The organism is Streptomyces stelliscabiei, from assembly GCF_014873495.1.
In the GTDB taxonomy this organism is placed as follows: domain Bacteria; phylum Actinomycetota; class Actinomycetes; order Streptomycetales; family Streptomycetaceae; genus Streptomyces; species Streptomyces bottropensis.
In genome coordinates this window covers 4,689,043-4,703,108 of the sequence record NZ_JADBGF010000001.1, presented here as the reverse complement: position 1 = coordinate 4,703,108, position 14,066 = coordinate 4,689,043, and the positions used below count along the sequence as shown (strand labels likewise).

Annotated in this window: 14 protein-coding genes; 8 read left to right on the top strand and 6 right to left on the bottom strand. The window is 71.8% G+C overall.

The window, feature by feature from the left end; genetic code table 11:
- Window positions 1–90 precede the first annotated feature (90 nt).
- Complete coding sequence (locus tag H4687_RS20690) at window positions 91–828, bottom strand: hypothetical protein (protein WP_179860092.1); 738 nt, start codon at window positions 826–828, stop codon at window positions 91–93.
- Between the two features lie 197 nt (window positions 829–1,025).
- On the opposite strand from H4687_RS20690, the gene H4687_RS20685 reads away from it, so the two are divergent.
- The 6 genes from H4687_RS20685 to H4687_RS20660 all read left to right on the top strand — a co-directional run bounded on the left by H4687_RS20685 (window position 1,026) and on the right by H4687_RS20660 (window position 7,887).
- Window positions 1,026–1,778: an SDR family NAD(P)-dependent oxidoreductase gene (locus H4687_RS20685; protein ID WP_046915273.1), complete on the top strand. Its 753-nt coding sequence runs from the start codon at window positions 1,026–1,028 to the stop codon at window positions 1,776–1,778.
- 143 nt (window positions 1,779–1,921) lie between these two features.
- Complete coding sequence (locus H4687_RS20680) at window positions 1,922–3,049, top strand: LLM class flavin-dependent oxidoreductase (RefSeq protein ID WP_078907126.1); 1,128 nt, start codon at window positions 1,922–1,924, stop codon at window positions 3,047–3,049.
- A gap of 192 nt (window positions 3,050–3,241) precedes the next feature.
- Entirely contained in the window at window positions 3,242–4,972 is a 1,731-nt protein-coding gene (locus tag H4687_RS20675) for an N-acyl-D-amino-acid deacylase family protein (protein ID WP_046915275.1), read from the top strand.
- Window positions 4,969–6,447, top strand: coding sequence for an aldehyde dehydrogenase family protein (locus tag H4687_RS20670; RefSeq protein WP_046915276.1), 1,479 nt, complete (start codon window positions 4,969–4,971; stop codon window positions 6,445–6,447). The genes H4687_RS20675 and H4687_RS20670 overlap by 4 nt, the downstream gene beginning before the upstream one ends.
- Window positions 6,448–6,487: 40 nt before the next feature.
- A complete protein-coding gene (locus tag H4687_RS20665) occupies window positions 6,488–7,318 on the top strand; it encodes a tetratricopeptide repeat protein (protein ID WP_046915277.1) in 831 nt (276 codons plus the stop codon).
- Entirely contained in the window at window positions 7,318–7,887 is a 570-nt protein-coding gene (locus H4687_RS20660) for an HAD domain-containing protein (RefSeq protein ID WP_046915278.1), read from the top strand. Before H4687_RS20665 ends, H4687_RS20660 begins: the two co-directional genes overlap by 1 nt.
- Before the next feature lie 16 nt (window positions 7,888–7,903).
- On the opposite strand, the gene H4687_RS20655 is transcribed toward H4687_RS20660, so the two are convergent.
- Window positions 7,904–8,431: a hypothetical protein gene (locus tag H4687_RS20655; protein WP_046915279.1), complete on the bottom strand. Its 528-nt coding sequence runs from the start codon at window positions 8,429–8,431 to the stop codon at window positions 7,904–7,906.
- A gap of 183 nt (window positions 8,432–8,614) precedes the next feature.
- On the bottom strand, window positions 8,615–9,547 hold the full coding sequence (locus H4687_RS20650) for a Vgb family protein (RefSeq protein WP_046915280.1): 933 nt from the start codon (window positions 9,545–9,547) through the stop codon (window positions 8,615–8,617).
- Between the two features lie 129 nt (window positions 9,548–9,676).
- Here H4687_RS20650 and H4687_RS20645 point away from each other — a divergent pair, with 129 nt between their 5' ends.
- Together H4687_RS20645 and H4687_RS20640 are read left to right on the top strand one after the other, a co-directional pair.
- On the top strand, window positions 9,677–10,432 hold the full coding sequence (locus H4687_RS20645; protein WP_046915281.1) for a class I SAM-dependent methyltransferase: 756 nt from the start codon (window positions 9,677–9,679) through the stop codon (window positions 10,430–10,432).
- Between the two features lie 212 nt (window positions 10,433–10,644).
- A complete protein-coding gene (locus tag H4687_RS20640; RefSeq protein ID WP_005486104.1) occupies window positions 10,645–10,902 on the top strand; it encodes a hypothetical protein in 258 nt (85 codons plus the stop codon).
- A gap of 9 nt (window positions 10,903–10,911) precedes the next feature.
- Here the strand turns inward: H4687_RS20640 and H4687_RS20635 are convergent, their stop codons facing one another.
- The 3 genes from H4687_RS20635 to H4687_RS20625 form a co-directional block, all read right to left on the bottom strand.
- Complete coding sequence (locus H4687_RS20635) at window positions 10,912–11,349, bottom strand: nitroreductase/quinone reductase family protein (protein ID WP_046915282.1); 438 nt, start codon at window positions 11,347–11,349, stop codon at window positions 10,912–10,914.
- 114 nt (window positions 11,350–11,463) lie between these two features.
- Window positions 11,464–12,294: an SAM-dependent methyltransferase gene (locus H4687_RS20630; RefSeq protein WP_046915283.1), complete on the bottom strand. Its 831-nt coding sequence runs from the start codon at window positions 12,292–12,294 to the stop codon at window positions 11,464–11,466.
- A gap of 147 nt (window positions 12,295–12,441) precedes the next feature.
- Complete coding sequence (locus H4687_RS20625) at window positions 12,442–14,007, bottom strand: CehA/McbA family metallohydrolase (protein WP_404819314.1); 1,566 nt, start codon at window positions 14,005–14,007, stop codon at window positions 12,442–12,444.
- Window positions 14,008–14,066: the final 59 nt, after the last annotated feature.

Here is a 14,066-nt window from a genome sequence, read left to right as displayed (position 1 = left end):
TGGGGTTGCGGTGCCAGGGGGAGGTGCGGTGGCGCGGGCCGGCCGGAGGCCGTCGGGGGAGGACGTCGGCCGTCGACTGCCGGCCCTTGGTCAGCAGTCCTCCAGAACGACCTTGGTGGTGCCGTCCGCGAGTCCGGGCGTGCCCGCGGCGCTCTCCAGGATGACCGGACCCTCGACCACCTCCGGAGCCACGAAGTTCTGCTCAGGCGTGGCGTTCGTTACCGTGGTGGCTTCCCTGGCGTCGAGGTGCACCCGCCACTCGCCGGTCATGCGCTGCATCTTCGGCGTGAACGTCACATGCATCACCTTGCCGACGGGGACCTCCCGCTGTTCCGACTCGCTGGCGGTGGCCGTCTTGACGGTCATGTCCAGCGTGCCCTTGTGCTTCACCCAGCCGCCGCTCAGGGCTCCGAAGAGACCGCCGAGGGCGCCCTGCTGGGTCGCGGTGTACTTGCCCTCGCCCTGGCCCACCGCCTTCGAGAACTCGGTGGTCACCTTCGCCGGTGCGGTGGCGTTCGCCTCGCAGTTCGGGAAGTCCACGGTGACCTTCTCCGTGGGGCCGTCGAAGGTCTCGAAATTCGTCTCGACGAAATCACAGGTGTCGGATGCGAATCCGTCCCCGAGACCACCCCCGAAATCACGCGTCGACTGTTGCTTTCCGTTGAGTACCGAAGTCCTTTCACACATTCCCATGATCTGGTCCGGCGTCTTCTCATCGGCCGCGCTGGCCGACGGCAGGAGTACGGCCGCGACAGCCGTACCGGTCACGAGCGAGGCACCGATCGCCAGGTACCGGACCTTCTTGTTCTTGAAGCGCCGCTTCGCCATGTTCGGCTCTCTCCTTGGGGGTGGCTTTACCTTCCGCTGACGGATTATTGGGGCCCGGTACGTGTGGTGGACAGGGTCAAATATCCCTACCCGTGGGTCACTTGAGATCGCGATCGCAAGCACCTGTCTCACATCTGACGCTTCGTCAGGAACGGAGGTACCCTGACCTCGGCCAACGCACCGCGAAGGGAGTCCACATGGGCAAGCTCGACGGACGTGTCGTCCTCGTCACAGGCGCCGCGCGCGGCCAGGGGGAGCAGGAGGCCCGGCTGTTCCGGGCCGAGGGCGCGCGGGTGGTCGTCGCCGACGTGCTCGACGACCAGGGGGAGGCCCTCGCCAAGGAGATCGGCGCGCTCTACGTCCACCTGGACGTGTCCAGCGAGGCCGACTGGTCCACGGCGGTCGCCGCCGCCAAGGGCGCGTACGGCCGCGTCGACGGCCTCGTCAACAACGCCGGTGTCCTGCGCTTCAACTCCCTCGTCGACACCCCGCTCGACGAGTTCATGCAGGTCGTTCAGGTCAACCAGGTCGGTGTCTTCCTCGGCATCAGGACCCTGGCCCCCGAGATCGAGGCGGCCGGCGGCGGCACGATCGTCAACACCGCCTCGTACACGGGGCTGACGGGGATGGCGTACGTCGGCGCGTACGCCGCGACCAAGCACGCGATCGTCGGCCTCACCCGGGTCGCCGCGCTGGAGCTGGCCCGCAAGGGCGTCCGGGTCAACGCGGTCTGCCCCGGCTCCATCGACACCGCGATGACCGACCCGGGCGACGAGGTGACCGCCGAGGCCGTCGACAGGCTCTACCGCAAGCGCATCCCGCTCGGCCGGATCGGCCGCCCCGACGAGGTCGCCCGCCTCGCCCTCTTCCTCTCCTGCGAGGACTCCTCCTACATCACCGGGCAGCCGTTCGTCATCGACGGGGGCTGGCTGGCGGGGGTGAGCCTGTGACCGGGCGGCGCGGGCGCGGGTCCCGTATCTGACGGCACGTCAGCTATTGACGCTCCACGGGGCCGGTGGAACAGTCGGCCCTACCGAGATCTGACGTTCAGTCAGATACTGTCGCCGGGTATCGCTGAGGACGGTGAACCTCCTTGGAATTCGGGCTCTTTGTACAGGGATACGTGGGCAAGCGGGCCGAGACGGACCCGCTCGCCGAGCACAAGGCGCTGATGGAGGAGACCGAGTACGTCATCCAGGCGGACAGGTCCGGCTTCAAGTACGCGTGGGCGTCCGAGCACCACTTCCTGGAGGAGTACTCGCACCTCTCCGCCAACGACGTCTTCCTCGGCTACCTCGCGCACGCCACCGACCGGATCCATCTCGGCTCCGGCATCTTCAACCCGCTCGCCCAGGTCAACCACCCCGTGAAGGTCGCCGAGAAGGTCACCATGCTCGACCATCTCACCGAGGGCCGCTTCGAGTTCGGCAGCGGCCGCGGGGCCGGATCGCACGAGATCCTCGGGTTCATCCCCGGGGTGACCGACATGAACCACACCAAGGAGATCTGGGAAGAGACCATCGCCGAGTTCCCCAAGATGTGGCTCCAGGACGAGTACGTCGGCTTCCAGGGCAAGCACTGGTCCCTCCCGCCGCGCAAGATCCTGCCCAAGCCGTACGGGAAGTCGCACCCCGCGATGTGGTACGCCGCCGGGTCGCCGCCCTCGTACTCCATGGCCGCGCGCAAGGGGCTCGGCGTGCTCGGCTTCAGTGTGCAGAAGGTCTCCGACATGGAGTGGGTGCTGGAGAAGTACAAGACGGCGATCGTCGACGCCGAACCCATCGGTGACTTCGTCAACGACAACGTCATGGTGACGACGACCGCGATCTGCGCGCCCACCCACGACGAGGCGGTCCGTATCGCCGTGAACGGCGGGCTGCACTACCTGCCGTCGCTCGTCTTCCGGTACCACGACACCTTCCCCCGGCCCGACGGCTTCCCCGTGTGGCCGGAGACGCTGCCCGAGTACAACGAGGAGTTCATCGAACTGCTCATCGAGGAGGAGCTGTTGATCTGCGGGGACCCGGACGAGGTGTTCCGCCAGTGCAAGCGCTGGGAGCAGGCCGGGGCGGACCAGCTCAGCTTCGGGCTGCCGGTGGGGGTGCCGAAGGAGGCGACCCTGCAGACGATCCGGCTGGTCGGGGAGCACGTGATCCCGAAGATCGACACGGACCCGGTGCACCGGACGTCGCGGTTCCGCTCCGCGGCGAGCGCCGGCTGAGGTGCGTCCGGCGCCGGTGGGCCGCGGTGCGTCCGTCGGCGGCGGGCCCAGGTCGGTCCGTCGGCGGCGGGCCGGTTCGTCCGTCGGCCGCGGGCCCGTCGTGGTTGCTCGCGCAGTTCCCCGCGCCCCTTCGGGGCGTGGCAGCACAGCCTTCGTATCCGTGCTTGTCGCCTGTGTGGAAGGGGCGTAGCCGTGCTCGACCATGTGATCAGAGGCGCGACCGTCGTGGACGGAACGGGCGCCCCCGCGTACACCGCCGACGTCGGGATACGGGACGGCCGGGTCGCCGCCGTCGGGGAGGTGACGGAGGAGGCGCGCACCACGGAGGACGCGCGCGGCCTCGTCCTCGCCCCCGGCTTCGTCGACCCGCACACCCACTACGACGCCCAGCTGTTCTGGGACCCGTACGCGACCCCCTCCCTCAACCACGGCGTGACGACGGTGGCGGGCGGCAACTGCGGGTTCACGCTGGCGCCCCTGAACCCCGAGCGCCCCGAGGACGCGGACTACACGCGCCGGATGATGTCCAAGGTCGAGGGGATGTCGCTGGTCGCGCTGGAGGAGGGGGCGCCCTGGAACTGGAACGGGTTCGGGGAGTACCTGGACGCCCTCGAAGGGCGCATCGCCGTCAACGCGGGCTTCATGGTGGGGCACTGCGCGCTGCGGCGGTACGTGATGGGGCCGGACGCGGTCGGCGGACAGCCGACCGACGAGCAACTGGACCAGATGCTGCGGCTGTTCCACGAGGCGATGGAGGCCGGGGCCTGGGGCCTGTCGACCACCCAGTCCTCGACGCACAGCGACGGCGACGGCCGGCCGGTCGCGTCCCGGCACGCGAAGCCCGCCGAACTGATCGCGCTGTCGCGGGCCGTGGGCGAACACGAGGGCACCCAGATCGAGGCGATCGTCGCCGGATGCCTGGACCAGTTCAGCGACGACGAGATCGATCTCTTCGTGGAGATGAGCGCGGTCGCCGGCCGGCCCCTCAACTGGAACGTCCTCACCATCGACGCGTCCGTCCCCGAGCGCGTGCCGAGGCAGCTGGAGGCGAGCGAGCGGGCCCGGAAGGCCGGCGGCCGGGTGGTGGCCCTGACCATGCCGATCCTCACGCCGATGAACATGTCGCTGGGCACGTTCTGCGCGCTCAACCTGATCCCGGGATGGGGGCCGGTCCTGGGCCTGCCGGTGCCCGAGCGGATCGAGCGCCTGCGCGACCCCGAGGTCCGGGCGGAGATGCTGCGGCGCGCGGACTCCAAGGAGGCGGGCGTCTTCCGGCGGCTCGCCAACTTCGGGCGTTACGTCATCGGGGACACCTACAGCGAGGCGAACGAGGGCCTGACCGGGCGCGTCGTCAAGGACATCGCCGCCGAACGCGGCCAGGAACCGTTCGAGTGCCTGGTGGAGATCTGCGCCGCCGACGACCTGCGTACGGTGCTGTGGCCCATGCCCACCGACAACGACCCCGACTCCTGGGCCCTGCGCTCCGAGACCTGGCGGCACGAGGACGTCCTGCTCGGCGGCTCGGACGCGGGCGCCCATCTGGACCGCATGTGCGGCGCCCCGTACACCACCCGGTTCCTCGGGGACTGTCTGCGCGGCCGGAAGCTGGTCGGCCTCGAACAGGCGGTGAAGATGCTCACCGACGACCCGGCGCGCCTCTTCGGCCTGCGGGAACGGGGGCAGGTCCGAGAGGGCTGGCATGCGGACCTGGTCCTCTTCGACCCGGAGCGCGTCGACGCCGGCAAGGCCACCCTGGTGCACGACCTGCCGGGCGACAGTCCGCGCCTCGACTCCAGGGCGATCGGCGTACGGGCGGTCTGGGTCAACGGCGTCGAGGCGATCCGCGACGACGTCGTGACCGGGGCCGTGCCCGGGAAGGTGCTGCGCAGCGGGCGGGACACGCGGACGGTGAGGACGAAGTGAGTCCCGCGGGGTCTTCGGAGGGGTTCCCGCAACGGCAGCGGCTGTTCGTCGGCGGCTCCTGGGTGGAGCCCGACGGCGGGCACCACGCGATCGTCGACCCGGCGACGGAGGACGTCGTCGGGTGGGCACCGGAGGCCTCGCGGGAGCAGGTGCACGCGGCGGCCGCCGCCGCCCGGGAGGCGTTCGGTCCGTGGTCGCGGGTGCCGGCCGCCGAGCGGGCCGCGATCCTCGCCCGTACGGCGGACCACATACGACGCCACCTCGTCCCGTACGCCGAACTCGCCCAGGCCGAGAGCGGCGCGACGACCGGGACGGCGCGGGGCATGCAGGTCGGGGTGGGGGCGGCCCGGTTCCAGCGGTACTCCCGCGTCGAGCCGGTGGAGGAGGCGATCGCCCCCCAGATCAACGAGGCGGGGACCTTCGGCGCGGCGGCCGTGATGGGCGCCCTCGCCGTACGGCACCCCGTGGGCGTGGTCACCTGCGTCACCTCGTACAACAACCCCTGGGCCAACCCGGCCGGCAAGATCGCCCCCGCCCTCGCCATGGGCAACACGGTGGTCGTGAAGCCGGCCCCGCAGGACCCGCTCTCCGTCTACCGCATGGCGGAGGCCCTGGAGGCCGCCGGTGTCCCGCCGGGGGTGGTGAACGTGGTGAGCGGGTCCGGCGCGGACGTCGGTGCGGCGGCCGTGGACTCGCCGGACGTCGACATGGTGAGCTTCACCGGGTCGACGGCGGTCGGGCAGCGGATCGCGGAGGTGTGCGGGCGCGGGATGAAGCGCCAGCTGATGGAGCTGGGCGGGAAGGGCGCGGCGGTCGTCTTCGACGACGCGGACCTGAAGTCGGCGGTGGCGGGCATCGCGACCACCTTCACCTTCTACAGCGGGCAGATCTGCACGGCACCGACACGGGTGATCGCGCAGCGCGGCGTCTACGACCGGCTGGTCGCCCAACTGGCGGCGTACGCCGGCCGGTTGCCGGTGGGCGACCCGCGCGAGAAGGGCACGGTGGTCGGCCCGGTCATCTCGGCGGCGCACCGCGACCGCGTCGAGTCGTACGTCGAGCTGGGCCGCAAGGAGGGCGCGCGGGTGGTGGCGGGCGGCGAACGGCCGCCGTACGACCGGGGTTTCTACGTCGCGCCCACGGTCCTCGCGGACTGCACCCCGGACATGCGCGTCGTCCGCGAGGAGATCTTCGGCCCGGTCGTGGTCGTCCTCCCCTTCGACGACGAGGACGAGGCCGTCACGCTCGCCAACGACAGCGACTACGGCCTCATCGACTACGTCTGGTCCGGTGATGTGGCCCGCGCCTTCCGTGTCGCCCGCCGTCTCCGGGCGGGAGGCGTGGGGGTGAACACCGTGGGCCGCAACATGGAGGCCCCGTTCGGCGGGTTCAAGAAGAGCGGGGTGGGACGCGACGTGGGCTCGTACGCGCTGCACGCGTACAGCGAGACGCAGGCCATCGTCTGGCCGGGGTGAGGGCTTCCCCTGAGATCCTTCTCGACGCAATCATGTTCGAATGCAGCGTGAGCGGCGTGGCCGGCAGGGCCGGCGTGTGGCGAAGGCGTGGCGGTGGCCCCTGGGCGGCTTCGCGGCCGCGGTCGTGGGAGCCCTGTTCGTGCCGGTCGGTGTGCTGCTCTGGGTGCATCTGGTGGTGACGCTGGGCGCGGTGATCACCCTGGTGCGCCTGGCGAACCGGGAGGTGCCGTTCCCGCCGGCCGTGGCGCAGTGGCGGCTCGGGGGCGACGACCCCGACGTACTGCGCGCCCGCGCACTGTCGGCGGCGGCCTGCCTGCGGCAGGGGCAGCCCGGCCTCGCGGTGTACCGGCTGAACGCCGTCCTGCCGGACATGACCCGTGCCCTGGGGCCGGACGCCCCCGACACGCTGTCCACCCGGCTGCTGTCCTTTCAACTGCGCGGCGAGACGGGGGACCTGCCCGACCGCCTCACCGCGCTCGACGGACTGACCGCCGACCTCACCCGCGTCCTCGGTCCGGGCCACCCCGACACGCTCGCCGCCCTCTGCTGCCGCGCGGAGTGGCTCGGCCAGGACGGCCGTACCGACGAGGCGGAGGCGGCCTACGCCGAGGTCGTCGCGGTGGCCGGCGAGCAGCTGGGGGCCGACCACAACCTGACGCTGATCACCCGCAGTTCGCTGACGATCCTGCGCCACGACCGTGCGGGCCGCGCCGGCGACGGGGCCGCCACCGACGCCGCGGTCCAGGACATGGCCGACGTCGTCGCCGCGATGGAACGGGCCCTCGGCGCCGACGACCCGACGACCCTCTCCACCCGCGGCCTCCTCACCCGATGGCGGAACACCCGGACCCGAGCCCGAGAGACGGACTGATGGCCCGCCCGCTCCTCTACCTGGACGTGGACGGGCCGCTGAACCCGTACGCCGCGAAGCCCGAGCGGCGGCCCGCCGGTTACACCACCCACCGGATGAAGCCGCAGGGCTGGCTCGCCCAGCACCCGGGACAGCCCGCGGCCCACGTCAAGCCGCTGCGGGTGTGGCTCAACCCCGACCACGGCCGTCAACTGCGGGAGCTGACCGCGCTGTTCGACGTGACCTGGGCGACGACCTGGGTCGACGAGGCGAACACGTTCATCGCGCCCGTCCTCGGACTGCCGGAGCTGCCGGTGGTGGAGTGGTCCGAGCCGGGCGTGGCCGTGCCGCCCCGCACGTCCCAGGCGGCCGCCGCGTACCCCGGGGTCTTCTGGAAGACACGGCGCCTCGTCGAGCACGCGGCCGGGCGCCCGTTCGCCTGGGTCGACGACGAGATCGGCCCCGCCGACCGGGACCTCGTCGCCGCCCACCACCACAACTCCGCGCTGCTGCACCGCGTGGACCCCCGCCTCGGCCTGCGCGAACCGGACTTCGCGACGCTGGCGGCCTTCGCGCGCACCACCGGCTGACGCCAGGGAGCAGGCCCTAACCGTCGAGGTCCTGTTCCGTCGGCTCACCGCGGCCGAGGGACAGGGACCAGCGCACTCCGGAGGGGGCGGTGACGGAGACGGTGCCGGCGCGGTTCGAGTCGTCGCCGGTGAACTGGTTCTCGATGGTGGTCACTTCGTTGTCGAGGCAGTCCATGGGGAACGAGATACCCCCGGGGCGCAACCGGACCTCGATCGTGCCCTTGCCCTCGCAGCTCACCGCGACGGTGAGGGCGTTTCCCTCGCCCTTCCTCGCCTTGGCGAACTCCAGGTGCGCGCTGCCCTGCGTCCGGTGGTGACGCAGGATGACGCGACCCGTCGCGGGAACGGGAGCTTGGTCGTCCAACACACGGTCCACGTCCGCCTCGTCGGAGTCCGTCGCCGGGTCCGTCTCCGCCTGGCTGGGCTGGGTCGTCCGTACCGGCTGCTGCTTCGGCGGCCCGCTGTCGCCGTCCGGCGAACACGCGCCGGTGGAGAGCAGAGCCGCCGACAGCAGCACCGGAGCGGTGAGTGTGCGGCGCGGCATACGTGCTGAGCGTGACATGAACGACCCCCGTCGGTCGGCCCGTCGGTGGCGGGCGAGGCCGTGATCGTGACACCGGGCCGAGAACGGCGACAAGGCGGAAACGCGAGTTCAGAGCAGTATCTGAGCTTGACTGCGCCCGTCAGGTCGAGCGAGCCCCCTGCGGGGGCCGTGGTGGACGCACCGTCAACCCGCGTTCCCGGCGGGCCGGACGCGGGCCACCGCGCCGGTCTCCAGGGCCGTCCACAGGGCGCCGTCCGGGCCGAGGGCGATGCCGTGGGGCTCCGATGACGGGGTCGGCAGCTCGTGTTCGTGGATCTCGGGCGTTTCCGGGTGACGGTCGTCGTAGGCGATGCGGCCGACGCGGTTCGCGCCCCACTCGGTGAACCAGCAGGCGCCGTCGGAGTCGGCGACGATGGCGTGCGGGCGGGACTCGCGGTCGGGCAGGGGGAACTCGTCGATCTTCCCGTCCGGCGTGATCCGGCCGATCTGCCCGGCTCCGATCTCGACGAACCACAGGGCCCCGTCACCTCCGGCGGTGATTCCCACGGGACCGGCGCCCGGCGTCGGCAGCGGGTGGACGGCCACCTCCCCGTCCGGCGTGATGGCACCGATCGCGTTCGCCTGGTTCATCGTGAACCACAGCCGGCCGTCCGGCCCGGCGGCGATGGCCGACACGAACGCCCCGGAGACCGGCAGCGGGAACTCCACGATCTCCCCTTCGGTCGTGATCCGGCCGATCCGGTCGGCCCCCGCCTCCGTGAACCACAGCGCGTCGTCGGGACCGACCGCGATCCCGAACGGCCCGGCGTCGGGCGTCGGCAGGGCGAAGGACGTGGCCTCCCCGGCCGTGCTGATCCGTCCGATCCGATGCTCCCGGAACTCCGTGAACCACAGGGCCCCGTCCGGCCCGGGTGTGATGAGCGAAGGCCCGCCGGACGCCGAGGAGAGGGCGTACGACGTGGTCTCGCCGTCGGGCGTGAGCCTGCCGATGCGCCCGGCGTGAACCAGCGTGAACCACAGCGCGCCGTCCGGCCCGGCGGCGATTCCGTACGGTCCGGCCTCGGCGTCGGAGACGGGGAACTCCTGGATGGACACGGTCGGGCGGCGAGCAGACATGGATGAGAGACCCTCGGTCGGGAACGGCGGTCGACGCACAGCGTTCCAGAGGCCCTGGGCCGTGTCGCGTGAATTGCGTGCAGGACAAAGGCTGTTGGGGGCACCACTCACGTCCCCTACCGTGGCCGCATGGCTGACGAGATCTTCCGTGACCGACGGCTGGCCGAGCTGTACGACCCCCTCGACCCCGATCGCGGCGACCTGGACGCCTACCTCCGGCTCGCGGAGGAGTCCGGCGCGAGGAGGGTGCTCGACATCGGCTGCGGAACGGGCGTCTTCGCGCTGCTGCTGGCGGAGCGTGGGGTGGAGGTCGTCGGGGTCGACCCGGCCGGCGCCTGTCTCGATGTCGCGCGGGCCAGACCGGGGGCCGACCGGGTCCGGTGGATCCACGGTGACGCGACCGCCCTTCCCCCGCTCCGGGCCGACCTCGCCACGATGACGGCCAACGTGGCGCAGGCGATCGTGGAACCGGGGGCGTGGCGGCGGACGCTCGCGGGGGCGTACGGGGCGCTGCGACCGGGCGGCAGGCTGGTCTTCGAGACCCGTGACCCGGCCGCGCGGGCCTGGGAGGCGTGGAATCGCGAGGACTCGTACCGGGTCACCGAGGTACCGGGCCTCGGCGCGGTCGAGAGCTGGGTGGAGCTGACGCGGGTCACCGGCCCACTGGTGACCTTCCGCTGGCACTACGTCCTCGACAGCGGCAGGGGCGAGTCGCCGCTCACCTCCGACTCGACCCTCAGATTCCGCGAACGGCACGAGGTCGAGGCGGATCTCGCCGCGCACGGATACGTGCTGGAGGACGTACGGGACGCCCCCGACCGTCCCGGCAGGGAGTTCGTGTTCGTGGCGTGTCGGCCACCGGCGGCCCGCCCGCCGGTGTTCTGACCTGTTCACCCCTTTTGCCCGTCTTCGCGAGGCGGGCGCAGTGGTCACCATGGAGTGCGTGGTGCGGGTGGAGGGCGGCGAGGTCTGGACGACCGTCCGGACGACCCGCCCGGACGGCCGCCCGGACTGAGTCGGCCGGCCCGGAGCAACCCCTCCCGGGGGTGCGGCGGTCTTACGGGGCGACCGACAGGAACAGGAAGGGCGCGCACCCCATGGACCTCGACCCCGATCTCTGCCTGGCCGTTCCGGAGGGCTTCGACGACTCGGACGCCGAGTCCCAGGTCCATCCCATGGCGAGGAAACTGTTCCCGGCCACGACCGCCGCGGAGGCGTTCCGGAAGGCCCACGCGTGGGTGGGGGAGCACGACGTCTTCCTGGTGGACGTGTCCTGGGACTACGCGTACGACGAGGACGAGCCCTACACGCTGAGCATCTACTTCACCTTCGAGCTGGAACCCGAGGACGCCTGACGGGGACCGCTACGGGGTGCGCCCCCTGCCCCGCAGATCCACCCGCACCGTCAGCAGCCCCGACCCCAGCACCCGCACCGCCGCGCTGTTCAGACGGGGCAGGGTCCGCAGGCGGGCCACCGGGTCGTCGTCCGGGAGGAGACGGGCGGTGCCGGTGTGCCAGCGGCCCCGGATGCGCACCCGCACCGACGGGTCGGCCTTGATGTTGCGGATGTACTGGGACCTCTCGCCGTACTCCGAGACCAGCCAGAACGTGTCGCCCACGCGACGGCCGCCGATCGGGGTACGACGGGGGAGACCGGAGGTGCGGCCGGTGGTCTCCAGCACGGTCTGGAGCGGTACCCGGCGCAGGACCGGGTTGGCGACGTAACGCTGGAAGGCCGTGACGACGCGTTGCTTCGGACCCGGCTGTTCCGTGCCGTTCGCGTGGTCCGCGGGGCGGGACATGGGCGTGTTCTCCTCAGGACGGGATCGGGCAGCCGTCGGCCGGCCGGGCGGACGGGGGCGGACACCGGGGCCGGGTCCCGCCGGGGACCCGGCCACTCGCGCCACCCGCGCGGGCTACGGCTTCCGGCCCAGCCCGCCGTGCTGGCCGATCGGCTTCGGCTCGCCCGCCGCCGTGTCGTCCGGGCGCCACAGCGGTACGGAGACGATGCCGGGGTCGATCAGGTCGAGACCGTCGAAGTAGCCGGTGATCTGCTCGATGGGGCGCAGGAAGTACGGGACCGCGCCGGTCTCGTTGTAGGCGTCCTGCGCGCGCTCGTAGTCGGGATCGGTGCCCCGTGAGCCCTCGTTGATGTTGAGGTAGCTGCCGGAGGGCAGACCGGCGAGGAGACGGCGGACGATGTCACGGGCCTCCTCGTAGTCGGCGACGTGACCGAGGATGCCGCTGAGGATCAGGGCCGTGGGCCGGGACAGGTCCAGCGTCTCGGCGGCGGCCGCCAGGATGCGGTCCGTGTCGTAGAGGCTCGCGTCGATGTACGCGGTCGCCCCCTCGGGGGCGGAGTACAGCAGCGCGCGGGCGTGCGCGAGGACCATCGGGTCGTTGTCGACGTAGACGATCCGGGCCTCCGGCGCGCTGCGCTGGGCGACCTGGTGGGTGTTGTCCGCCGTGGGCAGCCCGGTGCCGACGTCCAGGAACTGCCGGACGCCCTCCACCTCCACCAGATGCCGGATGCTGCGCCGCAGATACGCGCGGCTGCTGCGGGCGATGGTCACGATGCCGGGGAACGCGCCGGCGTACGCGTCACCGGCCGCCTCGTCCACCGGGTAGTTGTCCTTGCCGCCCAGCCAGTAGTTCCAGATGCGGGCGGAGGCGGGCACCGAGGTGTCGACCTTCTCCTTCGCCGCCGGAGCCGCCGCCGGGTCGGGCGTGGTCGCGTGATCGGTCATGGGCGCCGTCTCCTCCGCCGTGCAGGTGCGTCCACGCGAACGGCCCAGCCGTACGGACGCACGTGATGTGTCGAGCCAAACCTAAGGCCCAACACGCGTATTCCGTACGCGGGTTCTCCCTATGATCGCCGGACCTTCCGCCGGCCGCTACCGCCGTCCGAGGAAGATCGGGTTGGTGAAGGCCGCCAGCGGCCCCGGAAAGCCCGGCACGATCGGCGGCCGGCGGACCTCGGCGCGTACGTACGCCGCGTACGAGGCCGTCGTACGCCACTGGGCCGAGCCCGTGCCGGACTCCGGGAGGGCGGCCGAGGTGAACAGGACGCCCTGGTCGGTGACGAAGCGGATGCTGCAGCCCGCGGAGCCCGTGGCCTCCAGGCGGACGGTGACCAGGGTGTCGGGGGCCACGTTCAGCCGCTCGCCGATGCCCGCGTGCTCGCCGCGCGCGCCGGACGCCGTGAAGGACACGGACACGTCCTTGGACTCGGCGACGTACGAGCGGCCCGCCCGCAGGCCCTCCTGGATGGCCTCCCTGGTCAGGTCGTCGGCCAGGACGACCGTCTGGGGGCGGCCGACGGGATCGGGGTCGCGATGGGCGTCGCTGTTGCCCATGGCCGGGATCCAGTCGCGTCCCTCCTTCACGGACGCCACGAGCATGCCGTCCCAGTCGGCGAGCGCCACCTCGTCCTCCGGCGAGTAGGCGCCGTTCCACACCTCCACCGCGTCCGCCTCGCCGAAGCCGAACTTCCAGTTGCAGCCGATGCAGGTGGCGTGCGGATGGGCCGGGACGACCAGGCCCCCGGCGCGGCGGATCTGCCGGGCGTACCGGCCGAACCGGTTGTCCCTGGCCCGGTAGCGCCAGTCGACGAACGTCCCCGGGTCGATGCCGAGCGCCACGACATGACCGTTGCGGGTCGTGACCTCCTCGCCCAGCATGATGAGCAGGTCGTCACCCGCGTGCTCGGCCCAATGGGCGTGCGCGGACGGGGTGTTGTGCTCCGAGCTGTTGATGAAGTCCAGGCCCGCCGCCCGCGCCAGCGCCGCCAGCTCGCCGAGCGTGCGGCGGCCGTCGGAGTACCAGGAGTGCAGATGGCAGTCGCCCCGGTACCAGGCCCGGCCCCGCCCCTCGGCCCGCTCCGGCGGGTACACGGGCTTCGCCGCCGGGGCCGGAGTGCCGTACGTGAGGGTGATCGTGATCTCGTACGGCAGTCCGTCCGGCGCCACCGTGTACGGGCCCAGCGCGATGTGCCAGGTGCCGGGGCGGACCGGGCCGGGGAGGTAGCCCGGGGTCGCCTCGTCCGTCCGGATGAAGAACTCCGTGCGGGCACCGCCCGACCAGCCCCTGAAGCCCTTGCCGCCGAGGTCCGTGCCGCGCTCGTCGAAGACGCCGATGTCGAGCGCGTTGCCCATCGTGCCCGCCGGGACGGCCGGTCTGTCGTAGCTGTACGAGACCTTCAACTCCCGTACGCCCGACGGTACTTCGACCGGCAGATACACGAAGTCGGGGGAGCCGACGGGGAGGGTTCCCCGGATGGTCCTCGTCTCCTGGTCGCCGTGTGCGGCCTCGGCGCCGCTCGTCCCAAAGGTCACGCTTCCCAACGTAAGCGCGGCCGCCGCCGACGTCACGAACAGAGCGCGCCGTCCGAGTCCGTTTCCGTCGCCGTTTCCGTCGCCGTTCTCGTTCGCGTTCGCGTCACCGTGGTCGTCGTCGCACATGCTGCTGCTCCCCAGGTCGGTCGTGAGTGACATGGCGTGGGTGGTGCAGGGGTGGTGCG

Coding starts and splice junctions, on each gene's coding strand:
- H4687_RS20685 (WP_046915273.1), top strand. CDS start 1,026: ATGGGCAAGCTCGACGGACGTGTCGTCCTCGTCACAGGCGCCGCGCGC.
- H4687_RS20635 (WP_046915282.1), bottom strand. CDS start 11,349: ATGTCCCGCCCCGCGGACCACGCGAACGGCACGGAACAGCCGGGTCCG.
- H4687_RS20625 (WP_404819314.1), bottom strand. CDS start 14,007: ATGTGCGACGACGACCACGGTGACGCGAACGCGAACGAGAACGGCGAC.
- H4687_RS20665 (WP_046915277.1), top strand. CDS start 6,488: ATGCAGCGTGAGCGGCGTGGCCGGCAGGGCCGGCGTGTGGCGAAGGCG.
- H4687_RS20630 (WP_046915283.1), bottom strand. CDS start 12,294: ATGACCGATCACGCGACCACGCCCGACCCGGCGGCGGCTCCGGCGGCG.
- H4687_RS20690 (WP_179860092.1), bottom strand. CDS start 828: ATGGCGAAGCGGCGCTTCAAGAACAAGAAGGTCCGGTACCTGGCGATC.
- H4687_RS20650 (WP_046915280.1), bottom strand. CDS start 9,547: ATGTCTGCTCGCCGCCCGACCGTGTCCATCCAGGAGTTCCCCGTCTCC.
- H4687_RS20640 (WP_005486104.1), top strand. CDS start 10,645: ATGGACCTCGACCCCGATCTCTGCCTGGCCGTTCCGGAGGGCTTCGAC.
- H4687_RS20645 (WP_046915281.1), top strand. CDS start 9,677: ATGGCTGACGAGATCTTCCGTGACCGACGGCTGGCCGAGCTGTACGAC.
- H4687_RS20655 (WP_046915279.1), bottom strand. CDS start 8,431: ATGCCGCGCCGCACACTCACCGCTCCGGTGCTGCTGTCGGCGGCTCTG.
- H4687_RS20660 (WP_046915278.1), top strand. CDS start 7,318: ATGGCCCGCCCGCTCCTCTACCTGGACGTGGACGGGCCGCTGAACCCG.